Annotated in this window: 24 protein-coding genes; 4 read left to right on the forward strand and 20 right to left on the reverse strand. The window is 62.2% G+C overall.

Annotated elements, in window-relative coordinates:
* Positions 1–38: 38 nt before the first annotated feature.
* Positions 39–1,784, forward strand: coding sequence for an ABC transporter ATP-binding protein/permease (locus tag HMPREF9695_RS17600; RefSeq protein WP_006022244.1), 1,746 nt, complete (start codon positions 39–41; stop codon positions 1,782–1,784).
* Here HMPREF9695_RS17600 and HMPREF9695_RS17605 read toward each other — a convergent pair.
* The 20 genes from HMPREF9695_RS17605 to HMPREF9695_RS17700 all read right to left on the reverse strand — a co-directional run bounded on the left by HMPREF9695_RS17605 (position 1,781) and on the right by HMPREF9695_RS17700 (position 24,269).
* Positions 1,781–2,293: an HPP family protein gene (locus HMPREF9695_RS17605; RefSeq protein WP_006022246.1), complete on the reverse strand. Its 513-nt coding sequence runs from the start codon at positions 2,291–2,293 to the stop codon at positions 1,781–1,783. The two genes, HMPREF9695_RS17600 and HMPREF9695_RS17605, sit on opposite strands and share 4 nt — an antisense overlap.
* 97 nt (positions 2,294–2,390) lie before the next feature.
* Positions 2,391–3,407, reverse strand: a complete 1,017-nt coding sequence (locus tag HMPREF9695_RS17610; RefSeq protein WP_006022247.1) for a TorF family putative porin — start codon at positions 3,405–3,407, stop codon at positions 2,391–2,393.
* A gap of 397 nt (positions 3,408–3,804) precedes the next feature.
* A complete protein-coding gene (locus HMPREF9695_RS17615) occupies positions 3,805–4,212 on the reverse strand; it encodes a hypothetical protein (RefSeq protein WP_006022248.1) in 408 nt (135 codons plus the stop codon).
* A gap of 41 nt (positions 4,213–4,253) precedes the next feature.
* Positions 4,254–5,621 (reverse strand): glycolate oxidase subunit GlcF, encoded by a 1,368-nt coding sequence (gene glcF / locus HMPREF9695_RS17620; protein ID WP_006022249.1) that lies wholly within the window; start codon positions 5,619–5,621, stop codon positions 4,254–4,256.
* 16 nt (positions 5,622–5,637) lie between these two features.
* A complete protein-coding gene (locus HMPREF9695_RS17625) occupies positions 5,638–6,870 on the reverse strand; it encodes an FAD-binding protein (RefSeq protein ID WP_006022250.1) in 1,233 nt (410 codons plus the stop codon).
* A gap of 69 nt (positions 6,871–6,939) precedes the next feature.
* The gene (locus HMPREF9695_RS17630) at positions 6,940–8,433 is read right to left on the reverse strand and encodes an FAD-linked oxidase C-terminal domain-containing protein (RefSeq protein ID WP_006022251.1); all 1,494 of its coding nucleotides are present in this window, start codon (positions 8,431–8,433) and stop codon (positions 6,940–6,942) included.
* Between the two features lie 172 nt (positions 8,434–8,605).
* Positions 8,606–9,298, reverse strand: coding sequence for a TetR/AcrR family transcriptional regulator (locus tag HMPREF9695_RS17635; RefSeq protein ID WP_006022252.1), 693 nt, complete (start codon positions 9,296–9,298; stop codon positions 8,606–8,608).
* A gap of 152 nt (positions 9,299–9,450) precedes the next feature.
* Positions 9,451–9,768, reverse strand: a complete 318-nt coding sequence (locus tag HMPREF9695_RS17640) for an AzlD family protein (RefSeq protein WP_006022253.1) — start codon at positions 9,766–9,768, stop codon at positions 9,451–9,453.
* Positions 9,765–10,532 (reverse strand): AzlC family ABC transporter permease, encoded by a 768-nt coding sequence (locus HMPREF9695_RS17645; RefSeq protein WP_041712632.1) that lies wholly within the window; start codon positions 10,530–10,532, stop codon positions 9,765–9,767. Before HMPREF9695_RS17645 ends, HMPREF9695_RS17640 begins: the two co-directional genes overlap by 4 nt.
* Before the next feature lie 157 nt (positions 10,533–10,689).
* Positions 10,690–12,606 carry an ATP-dependent zinc metalloprotease FtsH gene (gene ftsH, locus HMPREF9695_RS17650; RefSeq protein ID WP_006022255.1) on the reverse strand — a complete coding sequence of 639 codons (1,917 nt, stop codon included), beginning with the start codon at positions 12,604–12,606 and terminating at the stop codon, positions 10,690–10,692.
* A 192-nt stretch (positions 12,607–12,798) separates the two neighbouring features.
* The gene (gene tilS / locus HMPREF9695_RS17655) at positions 12,799–13,842 is read right to left on the reverse strand and encodes a tRNA lysidine(34) synthetase TilS (protein WP_006022256.1); all 1,044 of its coding nucleotides are present in this window, start codon (positions 13,840–13,842) and stop codon (positions 12,799–12,801) included.
* 148 nt (positions 13,843–13,990) lie between these two features.
* Positions 13,991–14,998 (reverse strand): tol-pal system protein YbgF, encoded by a 1,008-nt coding sequence (gene ybgF / locus HMPREF9695_RS17660; protein ID WP_041712866.1) that lies wholly within the window; start codon positions 14,996–14,998, stop codon positions 13,991–13,993.
* Between the two features lie 191 nt (positions 14,999–15,189).
* On the reverse strand, positions 15,190–15,681 hold the full coding sequence (gene pal / locus HMPREF9695_RS17665) for a peptidoglycan-associated lipoprotein Pal (protein ID WP_006022258.1): 492 nt from the start codon (positions 15,679–15,681) through the stop codon (positions 15,190–15,192).
* Positions 15,682–15,934: 253 nt separating this feature from the next.
* Complete coding sequence (locus HMPREF9695_RS17670; RefSeq protein ID WP_006022260.1) at positions 15,935–16,684, reverse strand: N-acyl amino acid synthase FeeM domain-containing protein; 750 nt, start codon at positions 16,682–16,684, stop codon at positions 15,935–15,937.
* A gap of 178 nt (positions 16,685–16,862) precedes the next feature.
* Positions 16,863–19,181, reverse strand: coding sequence for a putative bifunctional diguanylate cyclase/phosphodiesterase (locus HMPREF9695_RS17675; protein WP_006022261.1), 2,319 nt, complete (start codon positions 19,179–19,181; stop codon positions 16,863–16,865).
* 187 nt (positions 19,182–19,368) lie between these two features.
* Positions 19,369–20,667, reverse strand: a complete 1,299-nt coding sequence (tolB, locus tag HMPREF9695_RS17680; RefSeq protein WP_051055025.1) for a Tol-Pal system beta propeller repeat protein TolB — start codon at positions 20,665–20,667, stop codon at positions 19,369–19,371.
* Between the two features lie 161 nt (positions 20,668–20,828).
* On the reverse strand, positions 20,829–21,764 hold the full coding sequence (locus HMPREF9695_RS17685) for a cell envelope integrity TolA family protein (RefSeq protein WP_006022263.1): 936 nt from the start codon (positions 21,762–21,764) through the stop codon (positions 20,829–20,831).
* A gap of 1 nt (position 21,765) precedes the next feature.
* Complete coding sequence (gene tolR / locus HMPREF9695_RS17690) at positions 21,766–22,218, reverse strand: protein TolR (protein ID WP_006022264.1); 453 nt, start codon at positions 22,216–22,218, stop codon at positions 21,766–21,768.
* A gap of 37 nt (positions 22,219–22,255) precedes the next feature.
* Positions 22,256–22,969 (reverse strand): protein TolQ, encoded by a 714-nt coding sequence (gene tolQ, locus HMPREF9695_RS17695; RefSeq protein WP_006022265.1) that lies wholly within the window; start codon positions 22,967–22,969, stop codon positions 22,256–22,258.
* Between the two features lie 316 nt (positions 22,970–23,285).
* A complete protein-coding gene (locus HMPREF9695_RS17700; protein WP_006022266.1) occupies positions 23,286–24,269 on the reverse strand; it encodes a hypothetical protein in 984 nt (327 codons plus the stop codon).
* 303 nt (positions 24,270–24,572) lie between these two features.
* On the opposite strand from HMPREF9695_RS17700, the gene HMPREF9695_RS17705 reads away from it, so the two are divergent.
* From HMPREF9695_RS17705 to HMPREF9695_RS17715, 3 genes are read left to right on the forward strand one after another with little or no spacing between them, the layout of a single operon-like run.
* Positions 24,573–25,268, forward strand: coding sequence for a DUF6498-containing protein (locus HMPREF9695_RS17705; RefSeq protein ID WP_006022267.1), 696 nt, complete (start codon positions 24,573–24,575; stop codon positions 25,266–25,268).
* A complete protein-coding gene (locus tag HMPREF9695_RS17710) occupies positions 25,265–26,173 on the forward strand; it encodes a DUF817 domain-containing protein (RefSeq protein WP_006022268.1) in 909 nt (302 codons plus the stop codon). The genes HMPREF9695_RS17705 and HMPREF9695_RS17710 overlap by 4 nt, the downstream gene beginning before the upstream one ends.
* A gap of 1 nt (position 26,174) precedes the next feature.
* Complete coding sequence (locus HMPREF9695_RS17715; RefSeq protein ID WP_006022269.1) at positions 26,175–26,582, forward strand: ribosomal maturation YjgA family protein; 408 nt, start codon at positions 26,175–26,177, stop codon at positions 26,580–26,582.
* Positions 26,583–26,597: the final 15 nt, after the last annotated feature.

A 26,597-nucleotide genomic window follows, 5' to 3' on the forward strand; every position in this document is an offset into this window, starting at 1 on the left:
TTTCAGGGCCTTGCCGCCCACCTCAGGAGAAAAAATCTGTGAATGGGATCGGCTCGACCCTCAAGACGGTGTGGCGGATTGCAGCACCCTACTTCCGCTCCGACGACAAATGGGCGGGCATCGGCCTGCTGACCGCGGTGATCGTGATCGAACTCGCGACCGTCGGCATCAACGTCCTGCTGAACTCGTGGAACAACCGTTTCTACAACGCGCTCCAGGAGCGCAACTGGGACAGCTTCGTCTCCGAGATCATCTACTTCACGGTGATCGTCACGATCTTCATCATCATCGCGGTGTACCAGCTCTACCTCAATCAGTGGCTGCAGATCCGCTGGCGCAAATGGATGACCGAACGCTACCTGGGCGAATGGCTCAGCGACGCCAACCATTACCGGATGCAGCTTCAGGGCGACGCCGCCGACAACCCCGACCAGCGCCTTACCGATGACGTCAAGCTGTTCGTCGACCGCACTTTGAACATCGGCATCGGCCTGTTGAACTCGGTCGTCACGCTGGCGTCGTTCGTGGTCATCCTATGGACCTTGTCGAGCGCAGCGCCGCTGCACCTGTTCGGCAGGGACATCGACATTCCGGGCTACATGGTCTGGGGCGCACTGATCTACGCTGCCCTCGGCACGTGGCTGACCCACCTGATCGGCTGGCCGCTGGTCGGACTGGATTTCAGGCAGCAGAAATACGAGGCGGATTTCCGCTTCAACCTCGTGCGCGTCCGCGAGAATTCCGAACAGATCGCCCTGCTCGATGGCGATGCCGCCGAACGCCAGCGCCTGCTGACGCGGTTCGGTGCGGTGGTCGAGAACTGGCTCGGGATCATGAGCCGCACCAAGAAGGTGACGGCATTCACCGCGAGCTATTCTCAGGCCTCGGTGATCTTTCCTTACATTCTGGTTGCGCCGGCATACTTCGCGGGCAAGATGCAGCTCGGCGGCATGATGCAGACCGCATCCGCCTTCGGCAGTGTGCAGGGCGCGTTGTCGTTCTTCATTTCGACCTATCGTTCGCTGGCTGAGTGGCAGGCCGTGGTTGCCCGTCTCAATGGCTTCGAGGCCGGGATCGACGCAGCAAGGGCGCTCGCGGTGAGCCCCAACTCGATTCAGCCTGTCGCAGCACAAGGCGCAGACGTCATTGCCCTCGACCACCTGCTGCTCACTTTGCCGAACGGCAAGCCGCTGGTGCAGGCCTCCGGCTTCAGGCTGAAAAGCGGTGAGCGCACGCTGGTCACCGGCCCCTCCGGCTCGGGAAAATCGACGCTGTTCCGCGCCATCGCGGGGATCTGGCCGTTCGGCAAGGGCGCGATCTCGATCCCGAAGGGCGCGTCACTGATGGTGCTGCCGCAGCGGCCTTATTTCCCGGTCGGCTCGCTGGCGTCGGCGATCACCTATCCCTCCCCGGACAATACCTACAGCACGGCACAACTGGCCGATGTTCTGAAACTCGTCGGGCTTCCTGATCTCGCCACGCGGCTTGACGAGGAAGGACACTGGAACAGGACGCTGTCGCTCGGCGAACAGCAGCGGCTCGGCATCGCACGCGCACTTCTGCACATGCCGCAATATCTGTTCCTCGATGAGGCCACGGCGTCGCTGGATGAGCCGTCCGAAGAGCAGCTCTATCGGCTGATCGTGGAAAAGCTGCCGCAAACCACGATCATATCGATCGGGCATCGCAAGACCCTCGAGGCTTTCCACCAGCGCGAGGTGTCACTGGTCCGTTCCGGGGAGCAGTTCACGCTCGGCGAAGGCGAGCGGGTCGCGACTGTTTAGAACCAACGCTCCGGCCACTGCTGGCGCCGGACCCAGCGATGCCAGACGCAGGCGAACGCCGCGAGCAGCAATGCTCCGGCGAGAACCGGGGCAACGATGAATGTCCACGGCAAATTGAGCGACACCACAAGCAGCGGATTGATCCCGGCCGGCGGATGAAACGTGCCGGTGAGGAACATCGCCAGGACAGCGAGACCGACCGCAAGGGCTGCCGCCCATGGCTGGGGCCCCATCGCATGCACCACCATCAGCCCGACCAGGGTCGCCACCAGATGACCTCCGATCAATGCGCGGGGCTGCGCCGGCACAGCATCCGGTGAACCGATCACAAGCACGATCGACGTCGCGAACGGAATGACGGCCAGCGGATAACTCAGCCTGGCCGACAGGAATTCCATGACGCCGATCGCCAGCGCGGAGCCGAGGCCCGCGATAACTCCAGCCCTCAGTCTGCGCTGTCCCGCTTCATCGAGAAATCCGGACGATCTGTCTCGCCAACTCCTGCTCACGACCCACCTGCTCATCACCGAACAAAAAGAAAAGGGCGGCAGATTTCTCTGCCGCCCTTAGGTCCTTCAGATGAAGGAGATTACTTCAGAGCGCCAATTACTTCAGGGCGCCAAGGGTCACGTCAGCCGAGAGCTTGGCGATGAACTGATCGCCGCACCACTTGGAGCCGAAACCACCCGGGTTGATCGCGCTGAACGAACCGGTCTGCTGGGCGGTGTAGTCGCTGGTGAAAGCGTTACAGCCAGCCTTCGACAGGTCGGTGCCCGAGTAGCGGAGGTCGAGGGTGAACACCTTGTAAGTGAAGCCGATGCCGACGTTCCAGGTGTTGTAGTCGTCGTACTTGATGCCGTTCGGGAACGGACCCGCAAAGCCGGGGGCCGCGAAGGTGGTTCCGTAGAAGGCGTCAGACGTTCCGAGCCACTGGCGGCCGAATTCACCCGACACATAGGCGCCGATGCCCGTGGTGCCGAACAGGGTGCTCGGCGCGGTGAGCTTGGCGGTGATCGAGGCGTAGGTTCCGTCAGCGCCGGTGTTCAGGAAGTTCGGCGAGTAGAAAACGTTGCCGCCCATCGCGAAGTAGTCGTTAAAGGTGTAGTTCACCTTGCCGTAGACTTCGTAGAAGCTGACGTCCTTCTTCATGACGTTGAAAGCCGGACCCGCGAGGTTGACGTTTGCGTCCGGGCAAACCGTGGTGCCGGGAGCACCGCCGTTGTCGAAGCAGCGCCCGCCTGGATACAGGTAGCCCCACACACCGAAGTCGAAGGCAAACGCGCCGAAGGTCGGGCGGATACCGCCGTACACATCGATTTCAGCGGCGGCGCGGTTGGTGAAGGAAATGCTCTCACCGGCGACACCGGCGTAAAGCTGCAGGTTCGGGTTGATGTTGTAGCGCGGCTCGAAGTAGGCGGCGACCGAACCGTTCTTGTTCGACTGGGTGATACCGCGGAACACGTAGTTGCTCATGACCGCTGCGCCGAAGGCGACGTCCCAGGGCGACACGACCTCAACCGGCGGCGCCTTCTTGTAGACCTTGCCCAGATCGGCAGCCGACGCCGAACCCAGACCCATCGCAGCGACCGTAACTGCTGCGATCGACAAACTTACTTTCTTCATGACGATCCCCATCATCGTTTACAATTCAGTCTGATTGCCGAAGGTCCGAGAGACAAGCGTTAATCGACTGCGCGAATTCGTTTCGTGGCATCAATGTGATGGGCAATGCCATTTGCGTGAAGCAAAAAACCCAAGCAACTGCCGCCTTTTTAGGCGTTTCAGGGCTTCAGGATGATGTTCTGCCGCAGTGTTGCATTCCGACAACAAATTTCAGCCCGAATTCGCCCATCCAGCCGAGAGTTCCCGGCATTTCCGCCCGGTTCTCCCTCGATATCCCCACAGGGCCCTTCTGGACCCGGCTCCGATTCGCGCCCCTGAGCGCACGAAAAAAGCCGCAGCGAAACCGCTGCGGCTTTTCCGAAAGGCACCAGCAAACCCGCCGAAGCGGGCCCTGATCTCAGTTGTTGCTGTCGTCGCTGCCGGAGCCGAAGCCCGATGACCAGCTGGGGGTCGAAGCCGGAGCCGGGCTGGACCAGCTCGATTCGGACGCCGGAGCCGGCTCGGCGGCCGGAGCAGCAGCGGGCTTCGGAGCGCGCTTCTTCGCAGCCTTCTTAGGAGCGGCCTTCTTCGGCGCAGCGGCCTTTTTGGCGGAGGATTTTTTCGCCGACTTATTGGCGGATTTCTTTGCGGATTTTTTGGCCGCCTTCTTGGCGGACTTCTTCACGGCTTTCTTCGCCGACTTCCTGGCGGATTTCTTCGCGGCCTTCTTTGCCGATTTCTTTGCAGCCTTCTTGGCGGTCTTCTTGGCCGCCATCAGCTTTTTAGCTTTCTTACCCTTGGATTTCTTCTTCTTACCTTTAGCCATTGTGGTCCTCCTGTTTCCGCCGGCCGCATCTCAGCCGGCGTTCAGGCACTCCCAACGCGGGGGCCCTTCATTGATCTCGTCAATAAATCCGGTCGAGGACCGCCTGTCGCCCAGTCGAGCAGCTCAATCGTATGCACCACAGGGACTGACGTTCCATCGGTACTTTCCACAGAGCCGATCTGCACCATGCAGCCGATGTTGCCGGCAGAGACAACGTCCGGCTTCGTCGATGCGATGTTGGCGATCTTTCGTTCGCGCAGTCGCTTCGCAATGTCGGGCTGGAGGATGTTGTACGTTCCCGCCGAACCGCAACACAGATGACTCTCCGGCACATCTTTCACCACGAATCCGCTCTTGGAAAGCAATTCTTTCGGAAGCTGCGTGATTTTCTGTCCGTGCTGCAACGAACATGCGGAGTGATACGCGACGACGAGATCGTTTTTGCCTTGCGGCCACGCGATGTCGAGACCTGCAAGGTACTCGGTGATGTCCTTCGCAAGGGCTGAAATACGTGCGGCTTTTGCTGCAAACACGCGGTCTTCTCGCAGCATGTAGCCATAGTCCTTGATGGTCGTGCCGCATCCCGACGTGGTCACGAGGATGGCGTCGAGACCGTTCCTGTCGATCTCATTTGTCCACACCTCGATGTTCGCGCGTGCGCGTTTCAGCGCATCGCCATCGTGGCCCATGTGATGAGTGAGAGAGCCGCAGCACTGCTCATCGGCCACCAGCACCACCTCGATGCCCTGGCGGGTCAGCATCCGGATCGCCGCCTGGTTGATGCCGGGAGACAGAACCTGCTGGGCACAGCCCTGCAGCAGCGCAACGCGGCCGCGCCTTTGACCCTCGGCGGGGAAGACCGTGCCACCTGATGGCCCGGCCGCAGGCAGGCGTGCCGGTGCAAGCGCGAGCATGGCGCGAAGACGGCCGAAGAACGTCGGCGTTGTCCGGCCTGCGGGCGAGGCCGGCAGCAAGGCTGCGAACGGCCGTGCGATGCGCGCCGCAATCATGCTGACCCGGAACAGGCCGGGGCGAGGAAGAACATAAGCGAGGACGCCGCGCAGAAACCGCTCCGGCAGCGGCCGCGCATACTCTTCCTCGACCTTGACCCGCGCCTGATCGACGAGGTGCATGTAGTTCACCCCCGAGGGGCAGGTGGTCATGCAGGCGAGGCACGACAGGCAGCGATCGATGTGCTTGACCACCTCCTGCGTCGGCTTGCGGTCGTTCTCCAGCATGTCCTTGATCAGATAGATCCGGCCGCGCGGACTATCGAGTTCGTCGCCCAGCAGGACGTAGGTCGGACAGGTCGCGGTGCAGAATCCGCAATGGACGCAGGCACGCAGGATCTTGTCTGCTTCCCGGATGTCGGGATCGGCGAGTTGGGCGAGGGAAAATTCGGTCTTCATGGGTTGCCGTTCCGGATCATGTGCGCACCATCCGGCCGCGATTGAGAATGTTTTTCGGATCGAAGCTCGTCTTGACGCGGCGGCCGAGCGCAGCGACGCCGGCGTCCTGCGGATGAAAGACATCGACCGTATTGCGGACCTCGTCGGTGGCGCGAATGAGCGTGGCGTGGCCGCCGACCGGCTTCAGCCGCTGCCGAAGCAGCGCCGCATGGGCATCGGCCACAGGCGGCAGCGCCGCCCAGATCAGCCCTCCGCCCCAGTCGTAGATCACGTCGCCGCCGGTCTCGCGCGCCAGCGCCTGACCGAATGCGCCGCCGGAAGCCGGCGGACAGACGATGCGCCAGACCGGCCACGCGCCCAGCGATCCCGATGCCGCGAAAGGCGCGACGTCGCGGAGCGATGCCCAGACCGCCGCGGAAGCGTCGTCCTCGATCATCTCGGCGGTCCCGAACGACGCGAGCGCCTTGCTCACCGAGCCCGCGCGATGAGGCACTGACGCCCCGATGCCTTCGAGACGGATCAGCGTCACCGCCTGCTGTGATGATCCAAGACCGGCGAGCCCGCCTCCCGTATCCCGGAAGACAGACAACGGAAGGTGCGCCACACCGGACACGTCATAGGGCGATCCGAGCGCTGCGGTCATGGCCCGGTTCGCTACGGCGTCGTCGAGGCCGCGCAGCACCAGCGTCCGCTCGGTTTCTGCTTTCGGCATCACCTTGAGCGTCACCTCGGTCATCACCGAGAGGGTGCCCCACGATCCCGCGAGCAGCTTGCAGAGATCATAGCCGGTGACGTTCTTCACCACCTTGCCGCCGGTCTTGAACGAATCCCCGAAGCCCGAGACCGCGTTTGCGCCGAGCAGATGGTCGCGCACGCCGCCGGCCTTGATGCGGCGGGGGCCCGCAAGTCCGGCCGCGATCATGCCGCCGACCGTCCCTGCCCCGCGCGGCGTACCCAGCAGCACCGAGGTATCCATCGGGTCGAATGCGAATTGCTGGTTCTTGGAATCGATCAGCGACAGCAGATCGGCCATCGGTGCCCCGGCCTGCACGGTGACGATCAGCTCATTCGGCTCGTATGACGTCACCGCATTCAGTGCGGACAGATCGAGCACCGCATTGGTGGCCATCGGCAGTCCAATGGCACGCTTGCTGCCGTGCCCGACGATCTCAAGCGGCTGTTCGGCGGCGAGCGCGCTGCGCACGGCCTCCTCCACATCACCGGCATCGCGTACCTTCAACGTATCCACGCCCTGTCCTGTCTCGTTTGCATGCGAAGCTGACCCGGCGAGCGGTTCTCTCGATCCTGGGTCATCGGTTTAAAATCGCGGAATATCGGGGAAGGCGAGCTTGCCGCCATGGACGTGAACACGCCCGAGTTCGGCGCAGCGATGCAGGGTCGGAAACACCTTGCCGGGGTTGAGCAGCCCCTGGGTATCGAACGCACATTTGAGCCGCTGCTGCTGCGCCAGATCGATATCGCTGAACATCTCGGGCATCAGGTCGCGCTTCTCGACACCGACACCGTGTTCGCCAGTCAGCACGCCGCCGAGCTTGACGCAAAGCCGCAGGATGTCGGCGCCAAAGGCTTCCGCCTTGTCCATCTCCTCGGCGATATTGGCATCGTAGAGAATGAGCGGATGCAGGTTGCCGTCGCCGGCATGGAACACGTTGGCAACGCGCAGTCCGTATTTTTCGGACAGGTCGCGAATGCCGGCCAGCGCTTCCGGCAGCTTGCCGCGCGGGATTGTGCCGTCCATGCACAGATAATCCGGCGACAACCGCCCGACCGCCGGAAACGCCGCCTTGCGCCCGGACCAGAACAGCAGCCGTTCCTGCTCGGAATTCGATATCTGCAAGGTGGTCGACCCGCATCCGCGCGCGATCTTTTCCACACGCTCGATCAGTTCATCCACCTCAGCTTTCGGCCCGTCGAGTTCGATGATCAGCAGCGCCTCGACATCGAGCGGATAGCCCGCGTGCACGAAGGCTTCAGCGGCGACGATGGCGTTCTTGTCCATCATTTCCATGCCGCCCGGTATGATTCCCGCGCCGATGATGTTGGCGACACATTGCCCGGCGGCCTCGATCTCCGCGAAGCCGACCATCAACGCCCGCGCGGTCTCCGGCTTTTGCAGGATGCGCACCGTGACTTCGGTGACGACGCCGAGCAGGCCTTCAGAGCCCGTGATAACTCCCATCACGTCGTAGCCGTCGGTTTCCGGCGCCTTGCCGCCGATCCGCAGGATTTCGCCGGTGATCAGCACGAATTCGCAGCCGAGCACGTTGTTGGTGGTCATGCCGTATTTCAGGCTGTGAACGCCGCCGGAGTTTTCCGCGATGTTGCCGCCGATCGAGCAGGCGATCTGCGACGACGGGTCGGGCGCATAGTAAAATCCCTCGTGCGCGACGGCCTGGCTGATGGCGAGATTGGTCACGCCCGGCTCGACCACCGCCACGCGGTTCTCGAAATCGATCTCGCGCACCCGCTTGAACTTGCCGAGCCCGAGCAGCACGCCGTCCGCCAGCGGCAGCGAGCCGCCGGACAGCGACGTCCCCGAACCGCGCGGCACGACCTTGATGCCGTTGTCATGGCAGTATTTCAGGACCTGCGAGACCTGCTCGGTGGTATCGGGCAACACCACGACCATCGGCGGCTGGCGATAGGCCGTCAGCGCATCGGACTCATAAGGCTGCATTTCCCGTGCGCTCGAAATCACGCCTTCACCCGGCACGATTTTTTGCAGGGCTGCGACGATCTCGTCACGGCGGGCGAGCACTGCCTGATCGGCTTCAGGCATCATAATGGACATACGCGCACTCCAAAAAACGGCGCGTCGTATCACGCCTTGCTGTTCTGATATATCAGCATGTCTTGCACTATTTGAACAGTTCCAAACCGGAATAGCGAATCTGAGTTCGCCGCATTTCACATGCCTGGAGACATTCGGGTTCGAAAGAACGTGAGGATGGACCGGGCGGCGTCTATCCGACCAGAGCGCCCAGCTCCCGCCGCACAGGCATCACCGGCATCACCGCCTGCACCACGAGGCCGCGGGCGCGGGCATCGAGCACACCGACAGCCCGCAGCGCGAACAGCGTGATCGCCTGCACCGAGTCGCGCAGCTTCACCGGATCGTCGATATCGTCAGGCGCCAGCGGGCCCACCAGCGATTCGTGGAGCGCCCCGATCAGGGCCGTCGCGGCCAGCGAAATATCCTGTGCCGGAAGATGTCCTGCCCGCACCGCAGCCTCGATGCGCGTTTCCAATTCGGCGGCGATCTCGCGGCGGCTGGCGATGCGGGATTCGGTGACATCGACATCGACCGGCTCGGCGAGAATGCCCCAGGCGAGCTTGCGATTCGACACGACATGCACGGCGATGGTGGTGACAGCAGCAGCAAGCGCCGACGACGGTCCGGGTGCGGCATCGGCGGCGCGCCGAATCGCGGTGAGCTCCGCCCGCGAAACATCCGCGATCAGTTCGGAGATCAGGTCGGCTTTCGAGGGAAAGTAGCGATAGACCGTGCCCGCGGCGACATTGGCCCGGGTAGCGACCGGCGCGATCTGAACCGCAGCCATTCCGCCTTCAGCAGCCGCATCGCGGGCTGCCGCAAGGATGGCGTTGCGGCGTGCCGCAAGGCGTTTAACGACCTGATGAGTTCGCCTGTAAACCATTGATGGCGTTCGTCTCCCAAAAAGAAGTGAACACCAGTTCAAAAGCGGAGACAAGCATTTCGATGAGTCGCGATTCAAATTCGCAGTGCAGCAAAAAGATACTTCGGTTTCGGTGCGATTGCCTGCGAAATCCGGCCCGGCTTTTTCCGAAATCAGCCGCTGAATCCGAGCGCGCGCGCCAGTGCCGCCACGGCCATGCCGGTGATGACGGCGACGAACTCATTGCGCCGGATAATGGTGATCGCGATCGCCGCACCGATGGCGAACAGCACGACGGCGCCGCCATTGACGGCAACCGGAAGGGACGCGGCAACGATGATCGAACCCGGCAGCGCATCCAGCATCCGCCGCACGCGCGGGGTGATGGTAACGTAGCCCATCAGCCAGTAGCCACCGAGACGCGAAGCGACCGTCACCGCCGTCATCACCGCGAAGGCGATCATCACATCGGAGCGCATGAACTCGCTCATGCCGCACCTGTGGGCCCTGCGGCCTCAACTGGCGGATCGTCCATCAACCCGGCGCTGATCGCACCGGACAGCGCGCCGGCAATGATGAACCACCAGCCCTGCACCAGCCAGTGAACGGTGAGCGCCACAGCACCCGCCACGGCCCACGGGATCGCCCGTCGCGGGCCTTTCCAGGCCGGCACCAGCATCGCCGCATAGAACGCCGGCACCACCAGATCGACGCCGTACTTCTTCGGATCGCTTAGTTGCCCGGCCAGCAGATATCCCGGCAACGATGAGACGAACCAGAGGACGTAAAGCACGATGCCCCCGCCGACGAAGAACGATGCATCGGCGCCGCCATGATTGCGGTAGCGCGTGGCGGCGAGCCAGCCGCCGTCGGTCACCAGCAGCATCGACGGATACGACTGCCACCACGGCAGTGTGCCGAACCATGGGCGCAGGCTGGCGCTCATCAGCGAGAAACGGATGTTCACGGTCGCCGTCAGCAGCGCCAGCGTCGCGATCGAAGACACCGTCAGCGTCTCGGGCCAGGATGAGACCGCGACGAACTGCGACAGCCCGCCGTAAACGAAAGCCATCATCACCTGCACTTCGGTGAGGGTGAAATTCTTCTGCGCACAGAGCGCGCCGAACGCCATGCCGAAGGCCAGCGTGCCGGGCAGCATCGGCGAAATGGCATAGATTCCCGGCGCGATGCCTTTGCGCGACCAGTAGGCCGGCGCGTGGAAATGATCCGGGTGGGATGTAGCAGGCGTAGTCATCTTTGCATCTGCGTGAACGCGCTCTTGCGTGCGGCGGATGTGAATACGGGTCAAGCCATGCGCGTGCGGGCCTGCCCCTCGTTTCCAACAGATCATCTACGTGCAAACAAAAAGGCCGGTCCAAAGACCGGCCTTTTCAATTCGATATGGCGGGCGCCTACGCCTGCGGCTGCGGCTCGAGACCGGCATCCGGACGCGGACGCGGCTTGCCGGCGGGCGGCACCGCCGAGGTGCGCGGGCCGGTCGGCTCCAGCACCGATTCGCGGTTCGGCTTCTTGCCGGCCAACAGATCGGTGATTTCGTCGCCCGACAGAGTCTCGAACTCGAGCAGGCCCTTCGCCAGGGTTTCGAGGTCGGCGCGCTTCTCGGTGAGAATGCGCGTCGCTTCCTTGTAGCCCTCTTCGACGAAGCGGCGGATTTCCTTGTCGATCTTCTGCACGGTTGCCTCGGAGGCGTTCTGCGTGCGTGACACCGACATGCCGAGGAATACCTCGTCCTGGTTCTCGCCGTAGGACACCGTGCCGAGTTCTTCCGACAGACCCCAGCGCGTGACCATCATGCGGGCAAGCCGCGTGGCCTGCTCGATGTCGGACGATGCACCGGAGGTGACCTTCTCCTTGCCGAAGATCAGTTCTTCCGCCACGCGTCCACCCATCATGATGGCAAGACGCGAGGTCATCTGCTCGAGCGACATCGACAGCTTGTCGCGCTCAGGCAGTTGCATGACCATGCCCAGCGCACGGCCGCGCGGAATGATGGTCGCCTTGTGGATCGGATCGGTCGCGACGACGTTGAGGCCGACGATGGCGTGACCGCCCTCGTGATAGGCCGTCAGCAGCTTCTCTTCCTCGGTCATGACCAGCGACTTGCGCTCCGCGCCCATCATCACCTTGTCCTTGGCCTCTTCGAACTCGGCCTGGGTCACCATGCGCTTGTTACGGCGTGCGGCGGTCAGTGCGGCCTCGTTGACGAGGTTCATCAGGTCGGCGCCGGAGAAACCCGGTGTGCCGCGTGCGATGGTCTTGAGGTTGATGTCCGGCGCCAGCGGCACCTTGCGGACATGGACCTTGAGGATCTGCTCGCGACCGACAACGTCCGGATTCGGCACCACGACCTGACGGTCGAAACGGCCGGGACGCAGCAGCGCGGGATCGAGCACGTCCGGACGGTTGGTCGCGGCAATGAGGATCACGCCCTCATTCGCCTCGAAGCCGTCCATCTCGACCAGCAACTGGTTGAGGGTCTGCTCGCGTTCGTCATTGCCGCCGCCAAGGCCGGCGCCGCGATGACGGCCGACCGCGTCGATTTCGTCGATGAAGATGATGCACGGCGCGTTCTTCTTGGCCTGCTCGAACATGTCGCGCACGCGGCTTGCGCCGACGCCGACGAACATTTCGACGAAGTCAGAACCCGAGATCGTGAAGAAAGGCACATTGGCTTCGCCGGCGACCGCACGCGCGATCAGCGTCTTGCCGGTACCCGGAGGGCCGACCAGCAGCACGCCGCGTGGAATACGTCCGCCGAGGCGCTGGAACTTGCCCGGATCGCGCAGAAACTCGACGATCTCCTGCAGATCCTGCTTGGCTTCATCGACACCCGCGACGTCCTCAAACGTCACGCGGCCATGGGCCTCGGTCAGCATCTTCGCGCGCGACTTGCCAAAGCCCATCGCCTTGCCGGCGCCGCCCTGCATCTGACGCGACAGGAAGATCCACACGCCGATCAGCGCGATGAACGGCAGCCATGACACCAGCAGCGACACGAACCACGGCACGTTGTCGCCCGGCGGCTTGGCGGTGATCGACACCTTGCCGTCGTAGAGGCGCTTGATCAGCGTCGGGTCGTTCGGCGCGTAGGTATGGAAGGTCGACCCGTTGGTGAAGGTGCCGTTGATGTCCGGCCCCTGGATGACCACGTCGCGCACGCGGCTCTGGTCAACCTCGGTCAGAAGCTGGGAGAACGAAATGTCCTGCGAGGCGGCCCGCTGCCCCGGATTCTGGAACAACGTGAATAATGCCAACAGCAGCAAGACGATAATGACCCAGAGGGCGAAATTGCGCAGATTGGCGTTCATTGGGCTTCCTTCGTGACCGCATGGATCGCGGCCTGATGTCCTTGGGTCTTCAACACGTTTTCGGTGCGGATTGCATTACAATCTAGGTGTGGTGCCCCCGGATGCCAAGGGAACCTCTCGGGACTATTTAACGCATCTTAACGCCATTCCGGGTGAAATAAGGGCGGTTTGGCGGGGCTGTTTCAACAGTGGTTAAGGCAAACCAGCCATCCGCCGGCCGCGCCGCGGCGCCGGGCCGATGTGGATACGCTGGTTCTGGATGCTGATGAGGGCTCCGGCCAGCGTCTGCTTCAGTTGAACACCCCGACCCGGCTTCTTACCAGCCGTGGCCCTGTCCATCGCCTGTAACAACGCCTCGACCTTGCCGAGTTCCGCCGGCCCCTCATGACCGGCGCGGTCAATCGCGCGCATCAGCAGCCTCACACGGATTTCATCGGACAGGGCCGCGAAGGCCGCGAGGTCGAAACTGCCGGAGGCCGCGCCGTTGATGCTGGCCAGATAACGCTCGGCGCCATCGGTCATGACTTCGAGCGCGGTGTTGGCGCGGGCGAGACGTGACGCAAGCCGCGCCAGCCCCCGCGCATCGGCACCCTCCGCCGCCAGCACCGGCATCAATGCGCGCAGCCGCGGGCGGGTAAAGCGCGGATCGTGATTGGTCGGGTCGTCGGCGAATGCGATTCCGGCTTTCGCAAGCGTCGCGATCAGCCGGGATTTCGGCACATCCAGAAACGGCCGCGCCAGAACCACGCCGCCGCGGTCCGACTGCCGCGCCATCGCCGCCAGCCCCGCGATACCGCTGCCCCGCGACAGCCGCATGATCACGGTCTCGGCCTGATCGTCCCGGGTGTGCGCGGTGAAAACGTGGGATGCGCCATGGCTCGACGCAGCGCGCAGCAGCAATCGATAACGAGCATCGCGCGCGGCCGAGGGCAATCCGGTTTTGGGCTTCTCGCCGCGCCAGCGAAGGGTGCGATGTTCAATGCCGAGCGCCCTCGCAAGCTGCTTGACGTCGCGCGCCTCGCGCGCGGCCTCCTTGCGCAGGCCGTGATCGACGGTGATCGCGAGAAGACGCGGGCCCTTTTTCAGCGCGCGCCGCCAGCGCGCGGCCAGCCACATCAGGGCCATGGAGTCCGGGCCGCCGGAGACGGCAAGCACCACCGCCGGCGCGGCCTTCCAGTCGGCGAACAGGCGTTTCGCGTCCAGAACTGAAACAGGCGACGTTTCGGCGGAGGGCATAGTGGGTAGAAGCCCGGTTTTATCCCGACGGGGAAGAACTGCAGGCATCAGATTAGACGTTCCACCCCGTCATTGCGAGCGAAGCGATCCACCTTTAAGGAGAATGAATTGCTTCGTCGCAAGCGCTCGTCGCAATGACAGATTGATACTAGCAGCCGACCCGCTTCTGCTCGCGGGCCACACCCTGCTTCACTCCGTTCGAGGCACGGGGATACTTGCGGGTGACTTCGCCGAACGCGGCGCAGGCGGCTTCCTTTTCCTTCAGCGCCGCGAGCGACTGACCGAGACGCAGCAGCGAGTCCGGCGCTTTCGCCGAGGTGTCGAACTTCGTCGTCACACCAAGAAACGCTTCGGCAGCGTCGCGGTACTTTTGCCGCTGGTACAGGCTCTCGCCGAGCCAATACTGCGAATCCGGCAGCAGCGCGTCGGTCGGATACTTCTGGGCGAAGTTGCGCATCGTCTCTTCGGCAAGCGCGTAGTCCTTGCGCTGGATGTAGCCGATGCCGAGATCGAACTCGTCACGCGGTGTCGCCGACGGCGGCAAGGTGGTCAGCGATGCGGTGGTGTTCGGAGCCTGCTGCGGCACGGGACGCTGCGCCGGCGCGCCATAAGGATCGCGCGGACCGCCGACATTCGACAGATCGAGCGGCTCGCCTGCATCTCGTCCGCCCGGCGCACCGACCTGACCGCCGGACAGCGGCGCCTGCCCGCCGCCCAGCGCACGGGGCACACCCGGCGCATTCGGATTCTGGCTTGGGTCGAAGGCATCGCCGCGGCGGCCGCTGCTGGCGACAGGTGCTGCGATCACCGCCGGGCCCGGACCGGCGGGCGGCTGCTGATAACCAGGATTGGGCTGGTAGCCGGGATTGGGCTGAGGCTGCGGCGCGGCAACGACGTTCGGTGCGACGGGGCGAGGCGCTGCGGCCTGACCGGGCTGCGCCGGCTGGGCGCCCTGCAACGCCCGCAACTGCTCTTCGAGCTGGCGGTTGCGATACTGCAATTCCTCATTCTGGCCGGTCAGCGTGCGAAGCTGATTTTCCAGCCGCTCGATGCGCATTTCGGGATCGAGATCCTGCTGCGCGACCGCGCCGACAGGCAGCCACGCGGGCGCGAATGCGAGCACCGCACAGACGAAGATTTGAAATCTGGATGACATTTTGACCCGAAAAACAGTAAGGGCATCGCCTTTCAAAGCGACCAAGATTGAGCGGTTCAGTACGCCAAAAATATGGCTTCCGACAGCGGCGCGTTGCCTCAGCACGATCGCTTTCGAGGTCATACCTGCACCCGCTCCAAAACAAAACGGCGCCCGCAGGCGCCGCTTTTAGAAGCTATCGACCAACGCTCTTACGAGCTGGCGTTGAGCACGGTCACAGCGCGGCGGTTCTGCGACCAGCACGAGATGTCGTTACAGACCGCCACCGGGCGCTCTTTGCCGTAGGAGATCGTCCGCATGCGGCCGGGATCGATGCCGCGCGAGGCGAGGAAGCTGCGAACCGACTGTGCACGTTTCGCGCCGAGCGCGATGTTGTACTCGCGGGTGCCGCGCTCGTCCGCATGACCTTCGATCGTGAAGGAATAGCGGTTGTACTGCTGGAGCCACTGCGCCTGCTTGTCCAGGGTCGCGATCGCCTGCGGCGACAATTCGGTCTGGTCGCTTTCGAAGAACACGCGGTCGCCGACGTTGACCACGAAATCCTGCTGGCTGCCCGGCACTGCCGCGCTCGCCATGGCATCGCCGCCGACTCCGGTCTTGTTGGCGCAGGCGCCCATCGACAGCGCCACGGCCAAAACGGCGGCAAGCTTCAATCCCTGGAGGATACGCATCTGATGTTTCATTCCGGAGCCTCCACGCTCTGGTTCTGATGACTAGGGGTCCGGTCTACAGCGGCTTGGTTAAGCGAACGTTCCGTCAACCTTGATGAGGCGTTGCCGGAGACACTCAAATGCCTCACATCCGGCAAAACCGGTCCCGATGGTTAATGCGGTATGAATATGGCGCGACGGTGAATGCGCCAAGCAAAAAGGGCCCCCGCCAGCGGCTGGGGCCCCTTATTCATGGGAATTTTTGTTGTTACGCGATGACGGCGGCTCAGGACCGCGGAGCGATGGTCGCCTTGGCAAACGGAAACTGCGGCAGGGTCAGAACCGGCGCCGACTCCACAAGCGGCTGGCTGCGTTCGAACAGCTTGCGGCGTTCAAAGAAGCTTGAACGGAAATAAGGGTAACGGGCAAAGACCCGCTCGCGCATGGCCGCATAGTCGACCGCCATCAGGCAGATCGGCTTGGTGAGGCTCGGATAATCCCGCGGCTCGCTGATCGACTTGTGCAGGAACACCCGGCGGTAGAAGGCCTGATGTTCTGCCCGCACGCTGGCCAGCCCGATGTCCGCATCGAAGTACTCGCAGGCCATGTAGGCAAGGCGCAGCGTTACATACGGCAGTTCGGGGGAGCGGGCTTCGCGATCGGGATCCGCAACAAACCGTGTCGGATCGATCAGCACCCGGCCCTTGGCGATTTCGGGTTCGAGCAGATCGGGGAAAACCCCCAGCGACGGACAGGCCGGCGTCTCCGGTGACGAGACCGTGATGCGCAGCGAACTCATCAGTACGCCATCACGATACACGCCAAAATTCCAGGAGTTCGGAAGATCGTCGTACTGGTCCTGAACCATCTGCCGCGCATTGGGTACGATGGCCCCTTCGCGCAGATAGGCGCGATAGCGCAAACGATAGATCTGTTCTTTTTCGGCCTGCGTTTCCGCAAGCCTGTAGTCCACAGCTTCCAGCGGATAGCTGATCCGTTCCGACGGACGGCCGGTCGTTCGGACAGCAGAGACCATTTTCGATGCTCCGATGAGCGATACGACGGTACCGCGCCACATGAAAAGAGGTTAATACCTTCTTAACGAAATCGCAAAGCGTTGCATGAGTTAACCTTAACCCGTTCAACTGTGCGCGCGATGAATTGGCATTGCAGTCATGTCGGTTGCGGAGATGACGTTCGAGTGCTGTGCGCTGTCAGCGCAGAGTCTGCCGGATCGGGATAACGTCCTTGCTGACAGTGCCATGCGAGGCCTTCAGCAGTTCGCGCACCCGCGCCGCCGGGACTGGACGACTGAACAGGAAGCCTTGCGCTTCGGTGACAGTGCCCTCAGCGCTGATGAGCTCGAGCTGCTCGTTGGTCTCGATGCCCTCGACCACAACCGACATGCCGAGATCGGCGCTGAGGCGTGCGACGCCGCGCAACAGCGTCAGCGGCCGCTGGCTGCCGATATCCTCAAGGAACGAGCGATCGATCTTCACCTTCTGAAGCGGGAAATTGTGCAGATAGCTCAGGCTTGAATAGCCGGTGCCGAAATCGTCGAGCGAGATGCGAACGCCGGCCTCGCGCAACTGCGTCAGCACGTCGAGAGTCCATTGCGTGTTGCGCAGCAGCGACGACTCGGTGATTTCAATTTCAAGCCGGTGCGCCGGCAGCCCGGAGACCTCGAGCGCATAACGGACTTCGGTCATCACATCGCGCTGATGGAATTGCTGCGGCGAGAAATTGACCGCAACGCTGACCGGATCCGGCCACTTCATGCACTCCATGCACGCCTTGCGCAGAATCCAGCGGCCCAGATCGACGACGAGACCCATGTCCTCCACGACCGGAATGATCTCGGCCGGAGAAACGGCGCCGCGCGTCGGATGATTCCAGCGCAGCAGCGCTTCGCAGGTCGAGATGCGGCCCGACTTGAGATTGACCAGCGGCTGATAATAAAGCTCGAACTCTTCATGCGCGAGCGCGTGACGCAGATCCAGCTCGAGCACGCGCCGCGTTTCGACCGTGTGCGCCATTTCCTCGCGGAAGAAGCAGAAGGTGCCGCGGCCGTCGGCCTTGGCGCGATAGAGCGCCATGTCGGCGTTCTTGAGCAGGATATCGACGCTGGTCTCGGCCGACGTCATCGCGATGCCGATGCTCGCGCCGATCTCGACCAGATGATGGTCGATCTCGTAACGCTCGCTGAGGCGATCGACGATTCTGCGCGCAAGCGACGCCGCGTCCTCGGTGGACTGGATTCCACGCTGGAACACCACGAATTCGTCGCCGCCGAAACGCGCGACGAAATCCTCCGGCCGCAGCAAGCGGCGCAGCCGCGCCGTCACCGCGCAAAGCAGCTTGTCGCCGCTCGGATGGCCGAGAGTATCGTTGACCTGCTTGAACTGATCGAGATCGATGAACAGCAGGGCGGAGAGAGGCGCACGGCTCGAGTTCAGCATCTGGCCAATCTCGTCGCGGAAGTGCACGCGGTTTGGCAGCCCCGTCAATTCGTCGAACCGCGCCATATGGCCGATCTTGGCCTCGGCATTCCGGCGCGCGGTAATGTCTTCGACCAGGACGACCGTGCCGCCATCCGCCATCGGCTCGAAGGTCCATGCCAGCGCCCGCTCTTCGGTACCGGTGGAATAGAGTGTGACGATCTCGGCCTGCTGCTGTCTCGCGGTCTGGGCGATGATGGTATCGGCGTTGGCCCCCGTCAGCGTGCCGGCCTTGAGACAGGCGGCAACGACTTCGGCCGCGGACGCGCCAGAGCCGATCAGATCGGTCTTCAGCCCCATCATGTGATGGAATCGATAGTTCATCACCGCGAGGCAGCCGTTTGCATCGAACATGCAAAGACCGTGCGGCATGTTGTTCAGCGCGGTGTCGAACTGCGCGGCGATCGACGCCTCGCGCTCGTTGGCAAGCAGCGCCTTCACGAAAATCGAATGCAGGCTCAGGTTGATGTCCTTCAACCCGAGGAAAAATAGCACCAGCAGGCCCGCCAGCCCGATGTGGTAAAGATCGCCATGGACCGCGAGCGCGAGGGACATCGGCCCGCAGGACAGCAGGATGTGAAGCTGGACGATACGCGGGCGGCCGTAGTTGCGCGCAGCACCGCCGCCGGTATAGGCGATTGTCACCGTCGTACAGAGCATATGGGCGATCGGATCGTCGGTGCCGAGAAGCACGATCGCGCACCAAAGTCCGAGCACTCCGGCGTAGAGCATCGCGCCAAGCATGTAGCGCGGCTCGAAATCGGCGGCCTGTTCAGGGGAAAGAACCGTCGTGCGCTTCTCGTATTTTCGCATCTGGATCGCGCGCGCGATACCGATGGTGATGATCAGCACCGCGCACGGCCAGATCGGAGCATAGCCGGTCTTAAGCGCCGTCATCAAAGCCGCAGCGGCGGCACAGATAGCCCCAAACAGCATCGGCCAGGAATTCTGGCACATGGAATCGACCAGCGCCGCGTAGATCGACGGCGACAGGGTCTCTTCGTCTGGGCTCTTCTTTTGATGAAGCAGTTGCATTTGGGCGCGCGCACGTCCTTTTGAACGGCTCAAGCTTTACCCACCGCAGATGAAGTCTTTCTGAGGGAACATCGTTACTTATGTCTTGCCGCGATCAGCCACGGACAAAATCTGCCAATAAATTCAGCAGAATAACAAACCCTGGCGGCCGGGCTGAAAAAACCCGGCCAGGATTTTAAGACTTCGTTTACGAAAGCAGCGGCGACCACGCCGGGTCGGAAGCAAAGCCCGGTGTCGGCACCTTCTGCTCGTTGCGTCCGGAAATATCCACTGTGTAAAGCGACGGCCCGCCCCCCGCTTCGCGGAAGAACATCACGACACGGCCGTTCGGCGCAAAAGTCGGTCCTTCGTTGTGAAACCCGGAGGTGAGGATGCGTTCGCCCGAACCGTCCGGCTTCATGATGCCGATCGAGAACTGGCCGCCGCCCTGCTTGGTAAAGGCGATATAGTCGCCGCGCGGCGACCAGACCGGCGTCGAATAGCTTCCCTCGCCGAACGAGATGCGCTGGGCCGCGCCGCCGTTTGCACCCATCACATAGATCTGCGGCTTGCCGCCACGATCGGACTCGAAACAGATCCGCCCGCCATCCGGCGCATAGGACGGCGACGTGTCGATCGCCGGCGTGTCGGTCAATCGCGTCATCGACTTGGAGCGCAGATCCATCACGAACAGGTTGGAGTTGCCGCCCTGCTGCATGCTCATCACGATACGCTGGCCGTCAGGTGAGAACCGCGGCGAGAACGACATGCCGGGGAAGTTGCCCACGATCTCGCGCTGGCCGGTCTCAACGTTGAAGAGATAGACGCGCGGATCGCCCTGGCCGAATTCCATGTAGGTGATTTCCTGCGTGGACGGCGAGAAACGCGGCGTCAGCACGAGGTCGGCGCCGCGCGTCAGATAGCGCACGTTGGCGCCGTCCTGATCCATCATCGCCAGGCGCTTGACGCGGCGATCCTTCGGGCCGGTCTCGTCAACGAACACCACGCGGCTGTCGAAATAGCCTTTTTCGCCGGTGAGGCGTTCATAGATCTGATCCGAAATGATGTGCGCGATGCGCCGCCATGATTCCGGTGATGTGAAATACTGCTGACCGGTGAGCTGCTGCGCCTGCGGCACGTCCCACAAGCGGAATTCGGCCTTAAGGCGGCCATCGCCCTGCCGCGTGGCGCGGCCCGTCACCAGCGCCTGGGCGTTGATCTGACGCCAGTTCGCGAACTGCGGCGGCACATCGATATTGGAAATGCGCTCGATGAAGGCGGCCTGATCGATCGGCGCGAACAATCCGCTGCGCTTCAGGTTATTGGTGATGACCTGCGCGATGCCGGCTGCGACCTCGTTGTCACCTTGCGTCCCGGGAACGAAATTCGGAATCGCAATCGGGATCGGCTGAAAGTTGCCTTCGGTCACGGTGACGCGCGCCTGCGCGAGTGCACGGCGCATCGGCGTCGCGAGCAGTAATCCTGCAGACGCGGCTCCCGTCATCATATGCCGCCGCGTGAGCTTCAATTCGGGCGTCGCGATCAGCGTCTTTGATTTCGCCTGCAAAGTCTTGACCTGCAACTCGTCCGGACCTTCGTTGTTCAAATCTCGCATCCTATCCAATTTCATTCCGGCACCGTTGCCGTTCACGCCATCCAATTTTCGTGTCAGGAAAATTTCTCGGTAAATGCCGGCTCGAAGAATTTCCATTCGTCGAAATAGGCCGCAGGCAGATTGTACGGCTGGCACTCGATGATCGCGCGCTGGGCGCTCTCCTGATAGACGCGGAAATACGGGCTCGATCCGCCCGGCAGCGGCACCGGCATAGTCTCCAGAGTGCCGTCGCGCTTCAGCTTGATGGTGAAGACCGCTTCCACCTTCTGCGCTTCGACGCCGCCATAAGGCTTCTTCCAGCACCGCTCCACCTGCTGGCGGAACATGGCGCCCCACGTCGCGGAGTTGTCGGCAGCCCTGCCCTTCGCCGTGCCAAGCGCGGCCTGCGAGTTCAGCGCGGCGCCCGTGATGGACTCACGCGAGGGATCGCGCTTGTCGAGCAGGGCTGCGATCTTCGACTGGTCGAACGTGCGTTCGGTCGGCTGCTTTTGCGGCTGGGGCGGCGCAGCCTTGACCTGCTGCGGCTTCGGAGGCTTCTTGGCCTCTTCCTTCTTCAGCGCTTCGGCGATCGGATCGACTTTCGCCTGATCCGGCTTCTTCTCCGCCTGCTTCTGCTCTTCCTTCGGCTTGCTCTCGACCGGCTTCGGCGGATCGGGCTTTTTCTCGACCGGCTTTTCCTCGGGCTTCGGTGTCGGCGGCGGAGCGGCCTCGGTCACGACCGGGGGCTTTTTGTCGTCGATCTTGCCGACGGCATCGTCCACCGGGGGCTTGGGCTCGGCGACCTTCTCGACCATCGGCTTCGGATTTTCCTTCTTGCCGGTTTTCATCCCCTGCATCGCCTTGGCGAACTGATCGGCGGAAATGATATCGACCGGAACGGAATCCTCCGGCATCGACTCGAAGGCTTTGGTCGAGAACGAGACCATGCCCCAGCCAATCACCAGGGCATGCAATGCGACAGACGCTGCGACGGTCTTGTCGATCTTCACGTCAGTTTCCCTGCTCGACCTCGGTCACCAGAGCCACGCGCTTGAACCCTGCGGCGGACAGGCGTCCCATCACGCGCATCACCGTACCGTAATCCACCTTTGTGTCGCCGCGAACAAAGATGCGCTCATCCATGCCGCCGCGCGCCTGGGTAATTGCCGTCAATTTCGGCACCAGTTCGTTCATCGGGATCTCGGTGTTGTTGAGAAACACCTTGCCGGTGAGCTGGACCGAAACCGTCAGCGGCTCCTTGTCCTGATCGAGGCTCTTGGCCGCGGTCTGCGGCAGATCGAGCGGCACCCCGACCGTCAGCAATGGCGCGGACACCATGAAGATGATGAGCAGCACCAGCATCACGTCCACCATGGGCGTGACGTTGATCTCGGCCATGACGTTGGCGCGGCGATAGCCGCGGCGTCCGCCGCCGCCCGATCCGCCCCCGAGGCTCATGCCCATGACGAATATCCCAAGCCGTGGTTCAACCCGTTCTCCTTCACGCGCGCTCGTCGATCTGGCGCGACAGGATCGCCGAGAACTCGTCGGCGAACCCTTCAAGCCGCTGGGCCTGCCGGTTCACCTCCGAGGTGAACTTATTGTAGAAAATTGTCGCCGGAATTGCGGCGATAAGGCCGATGGCGGTGGCAAATAGCGCCTCGGCAATGCCCGGGGCGACCACCGCCAGGGAGGTGTTTTTCGACGCCGCGATGGACTGGAAGCTGGACATGATGCCCCAGACCGTGCCGAACAGTCCGACGAAGGGGCTCGCCGAGCCGACGGTCGCCAGCACCAGCAACCTGCGGTCCAGCCGCTCGACCTCGCGGGCGATCGACACGCTCATCACCTTGTCGATCCGCATCTGGAGACCGGCAAAGGAGCGCGAATTGCTCTCGAATGAGCGCTTCCACTCGCGCATCGCGGCCACGAACAAGGCCGCCATCGATTGCGTCGGCTTGGCGGCCAGCGCGCGGTACAATTCGTCGATGGATTGACCCGACCAGAACGCCTGCTCGAAACGGTCCATGGCCTTCTTGGTGCGCGCATAAAGCAGCATTTTATCGATGGCGATGGCCCAGACCCACACCGAGCACGCCAGCAAACCGAGCATGATCGTTTTCACGACAAAGTGCGCATGCCAGAACAGCGAGATCAGCGACACGTCAGCGGAGGCCAGCGGAAGGGCCGACTGCGCTACGTCTGCTGGATTCATGATCGGTATCCTCTCAAGGCGATTGTCACTTAAATTCACGCGCTAACGCGCTGGTCGCGGTCGCCGCAAGGCAATGACCGCCGCAGCGAAAGCGCCAACGCTGCCGATCGCCCCGTTCCGGTCTCGTGTCGCGTGGGATGGCCTGTCCCGAGGCCGGGCTCTGAATCCCCTGCTAACGTGTCAAAACGAGGGCTGTCAGCCCATCTAACCAAACGCTAATCAGGGTTAAGGCGGGGTTACCGCAGGGCATTCAGGGCCCGAAAATGCCCTCGAAACCAACCCTGTGGCACAGCGGGACCGCCGGTTCCAGCCCCGATCACAGCGGAGGCGCGGCAGCGCCCCGCAGCCGTCGTACCAGCGGCGTGAGTAACTGCGGTGACAGGTAAATCGGGAACTGGGCCAGCGCGAAATAGAGCCAGGTCAACCCCGGCAACGCCCCGTCCACAGCGGCCAGCATCAGGCCCATGTTGCGCTGGGAGGCCATCAGCCCCAGCGCAAGCGCACGCGCGAGGCCGGCCCTGCGGAACACCAGCGTGGTCACAGCCAGCAGCGCCGCAAACAGGGCGAAGGCCAGCACGAGGAGACCGACGACGAGAAGCGGCGCCGCCCGCACGCTCGCGGCGACCGGCTCCATCACCGCGCTGACAAACACCAGCAGCACCAGAATGTTGAAACCATCGAGCGGCAGCTTGTGGCGGGCGATGGCCTCTACGCCGGCAAAACGGCGGATCACCGCGGCGACAAGAACCGAGCCAAAGAGGATCGCGAACAGTTTCAGCCCGAGAGCCAACGGCGAGAGCGTGAGCCCGCCTCCGAAAAACAGCCAGGCGAACAGCGGCGCGCTGAGCGGCACCAGCGCGGTCCCGGTGACGAGCGTAATCAGGACCAGCGTCGAATCGAGGCCCATCAGCGCAACCAGCGCAGGCGACGCCATCATCGGCGAGGCCACCGCCTGAAGCATCAGGCCGAGAAACAGATCCGGCGCGGACTTGTCCAGGCCGCCGATCGTGCCGGCGAGGCCGAACAGCAGCGGCACCGCGAAACTGCTCCACAGCGTCGCAGCGATCACCAGCGCCGGCCGCGCGAGATAGCCGCGCATCGCCGCGACATCCACCCGCATGAACGACATACAGAGCAGAACGAATATCGCCTCGGTGACATAAGGCTTCAGCAAAACGCCGAGCGACGGAACGGCGATGCCGATGAAAACCAGCGCCGCGATGGCCCGCGCGCCCTGACGGCCAAGCCCGGCGAACGCCGCCACGGGAACGGCAACTGAATGCCGCAGGATCGCAGACATGATGACTCCCGGAGGCCCCGTAAATCGAAGCCATGAATCGATGAGACAGATCGATAAGACAGATGATTGAAGTGATTTGGAGGAAGCGGTCGAGCATGCCGTGAGCGCAAACCGGCGCTCGCACGCGACCGCGGGGATCAGCCTACCAAATGCCGCTGCACGAGACGGCTCGCCACCAGCGGCGGCGCGATGAGATCACGTTCCTGATCATGCTGTATTCAAACCCATCCGGGCTGCGATGGCAATTGGCCCGGCCACGCGTGGCTGCTTTGTTTGTGGCGCAGGATCAGATTTAATCGGCGGATGACATCCACCGTCCCCACCACAACAACATCAGGCGCGTCCCGGCGCGGCACGCTCACCTCGTCCATTCTGATTCTTTCGAATCTCGGACCGCTGGCGGGCATCCTGTTCTGGGGTTGGGACACCTTCGTCCTTTTGTGCCTCTACTGCCTGGAAACGGCGGTGATCGGCTTCTGGACCATCGCGCGGGCTGCAACGATGGCCCGCGATCCGGGATCGGCGACAGGCCGCAGCATCGCCGGTGCGCTGGCGATGGCGGGATTCTTCACCGTGCATGCCGGATTGTTCATGTCGGTGCACATGCTGTTCATCTACGCACTGTTCGCAGGGCCGTGGATGGGGCGCATTCACGACGCGCGGGACTTCATCCGCCTGATCGTGATCGGCAAGGACCTCTGGATTCCGCTGGTCGCGCTGTTCGTGGGACAAGGCGCGATCTTCATCAACGACGCGGTCAATCGCTTCGTGTTTGGGAAGGTGCCACTGACCAACGCCGACACCGGCGAGATCATGGGCGAGTTCTACAAGCGCATCGTAATCATGCACGTCGCAATCATGGGCGGCGCGTTCATCGCGCAGGCGATCGGAACGGCCGCACCGCTGATCATTCTGGTACTGCTCAAGATCGCGATTGAAATCAGGTTTCAGATGAGGGCAACCCGACAAGGGCCTCAGTCGGTGAAAGTGGCATCATGAGTGTTCTTCAGCAGACGAAAAAACGTATCTCATTTCGTGTGCGACTGCTCCACGCCGATCGCTGGCTGGCAGCGATGCTTGCAAGCTCACAAATGACAATCTGGCTCTATGAATTCCTGCGGTTTGGAATCAAGCAAGCCTGGGCATGCCTATTTGGCGGAGCGATGGTCGGTCTGCTTTTAGCGACTCATTTTTGGTATCCATCGTGGATGCCGTTAGCCCGCTATGATTTCCTGTTCGTTGCAGCCGTTGGTCTTCAGATTGCGCTTCTCGCAACGCGCATGGAGACCCTCGAAGAAGCCAAGGTCATTCTGGTTTATCACGTCGTCGGAACGACGATGGAGATATTCAAAACATCGGTCGGTTCATGGATTTATCCCGAGCCCAATATTTTCCGTATCGGCGGCGTCCCTCTGTTCACCGGCTTCATGTACTCTTGTATCGGCAGTTATCTTTGCCGGGTCTGGCGACTGTTTGATTTTCGCTTCGATCATCATCCGCCACTATGGGCGATGAGCATACTGAGCATTGCAATTTACATAAACTTCTTCGCTCATCACTACATTCTCGATTTTCGGATCGCCCTCTTTGCCGTCAGCATTGCATTACTTGCGCGGACAAAAATCTATTTTCGGGTCTGGATAACCTATCGATCAATGCCATTACTGCTTGGATTGATTCTGGTCTCACTCTTCATCTGGCTATCAGAAAATATCGGCACCTACACCAAGACGTGGCTCTACCCGGCCCAGTTGCATGGATGGTCGATGGTTTCGATCAGCAAGCTAGGGTCGTGGTATCTTCTTCTGATTATCAGCTACACGCTCGTCTCGCTCATCACCAAACCTCAGCCCATGCAGCCCGAGCTCGAGCAACAGTCAGATTCAGAGAAGGAGGTTCACTAGGATGCTTGGCAGCCGACGCAACCGGTTCTTAATAATCTCGCTTTTGATTATTGGGCTTGGCTTGGTGACGCGCTGGCCAGCGCTCGGACATCATATTCTTCTGAAATTTCTCGGCTCTGCACTGTGGGGGAGCCTGATCTATTGCGCAGCCGTTATCCTGTGGCCAAAGGCAGGTTCTTGGAAATTGGCAATTGGAAGCGCCATTTTCTCTGCAACTATCGAATTCAGCCAGCTCTGGCACACCCCGTCACTCGATAGAATTCGCGACACCACACTCGGCGTATTATTGATCGGGAAGTATTTCTCGTGGTGGGACATCATGTCTTACTTTGTTGGCATCATGATCGCTTGGATTGTTGATCTAACGACGAGACAACATCCGAGTCTTCAACCAGTGCTTCGTAAGTAGACACGCAAAACAAAA

The sequence above is a fragment of the Afipia broomeae ATCC 49717 genome, assembly GCF_000314675.2.
Taxonomy (GTDB): Bacteria; Pseudomonadota; Alphaproteobacteria; order Rhizobiales; family Xanthobacteraceae; genus Afipia; species Afipia broomeae.

What these genes read in the sequence shown, in the direction of transcription:
- HMPREF9695_RS17615 (WP_006022248.1), bottom strand. Translation starts at nt 4,212, where the DNA reads ATGGCTAAAGGTAAGAAGAAGAAATCCAAGGGTAAGAAAGCTAAAAAG.
- pal (WP_006022258.1), bottom strand. Translation starts at nt 15,681, where the DNA reads ATGAAACATCAGATGCGTATCCTCCAGGGATTGAAGCTTGCCGCCGTT.
- HMPREF9695_RS17640 (WP_006022253.1), bottom strand. Translation starts at nt 9,768, where the DNA reads ATGAGCGAGTTCATGCGCTCCGATGTGATGATCGCCTTCGCGGTGATG.
- tolB (WP_051055025.1), bottom strand. Translation starts at nt 20,667, where the DNA reads ATGATGACGGGAGCCGCGTCTGCAGGATTACTGCTCGCGACGCCGATG.
- ybgF (WP_041712866.1), bottom strand. Translation starts at nt 14,998, where the DNA reads ATGTCATCCAGATTTCAAATCTTCGTCTGTGCGGTGCTCGCATTCGCG.
- HMPREF9695_RS17635 (WP_006022252.1), bottom strand. Translation starts at nt 9,298, where the DNA reads ATGGTTTACAGGCGAACTCATCAGGTCGTTAAACGCCTTGCGGCACGC.
- HMPREF9695_RS17715 (WP_006022269.1), top strand. Translation starts at nt 26,175, where the DNA reads ATGCTTGGCAGCCGACGCAACCGGTTCTTAATAATCTCGCTTTTGATT.
- HMPREF9695_RS17630 (WP_006022251.1), bottom strand. Translation starts at nt 8,433, where the DNA reads ATGTCCATTATGATGCCTGAAGCCGATCAGGCAGTGCTCGCCCGCCGT.
- HMPREF9695_RS17705 (WP_006022267.1), top strand. Translation starts at nt 24,573, where the DNA reads ATGACATCCACCGTCCCCACCACAACAACATCAGGCGCGTCCCGGCGC.
- HMPREF9695_RS17610 (WP_006022247.1), bottom strand. Translation starts at nt 3,407, where the DNA reads ATGAAGAAAGTAAGTTTGTCGATCGCAGCAGTTACGGTCGCTGCGATG.
- tolR (WP_006022264.1), bottom strand. Translation starts at nt 22,218, where the DNA reads ATGGGCATGAGCCTCGGGGGCGGATCGGGCGGCGGCGGACGCCGCGGC.
- HMPREF9695_RS17710 (WP_006022268.1), top strand. Translation starts at nt 25,265, where the DNA reads ATGAGTGTTCTTCAGCAGACGAAAAAACGTATCTCATTTCGTGTGCGA.
- HMPREF9695_RS17670 (WP_006022260.1), bottom strand. Translation starts at nt 16,684, where the DNA reads ATGGTCTCTGCTGTCCGAACGACCGGCCGTCCGTCGGAACGGATCAGC.
- tilS (WP_006022256.1), bottom strand. Translation starts at nt 13,842, where the DNA reads ATGCCCTCCGCCGAAACGTCGCCTGTTTCAGTTCTGGACGCGAAACGC.
- tolQ (WP_006022265.1), bottom strand. Translation starts at nt 22,969, where the DNA reads ATGAATCCAGCAGACGTAGCGCAGTCGGCCCTTCCGCTGGCCTCCGCT.
- HMPREF9695_RS17645 (WP_041712632.1), bottom strand. Translation starts at nt 10,532, where the DNA reads ATGACTACGCCTGCTACATCCCACCCGGATCATTTCCACGCGCCGGCC.
- ftsH (WP_006022255.1), bottom strand. Translation starts at nt 12,606, where the DNA reads ATGAACGCCAATCTGCGCAATTTCGCCCTCTGGGTCATTATCGTCTTG.
- glcF (WP_006022249.1), bottom strand. Translation starts at nt 5,621, where the DNA reads ATGAAGACCGAATTTTCCCTCGCCCAACTCGCCGATCCCGACATCCGG.
- HMPREF9695_RS17700 (WP_006022266.1), bottom strand. Translation starts at nt 24,269, where the DNA reads ATGTCTGCGATCCTGCGGCATTCAGTTGCCGTTCCCGTGGCGGCGTTC.
- HMPREF9695_RS17675 (WP_006022261.1), bottom strand. Translation starts at nt 19,181, where the DNA reads ATGCAACTGCTTCATCAAAAGAAGAGCCCAGACGAAGAGACCCTGTCG.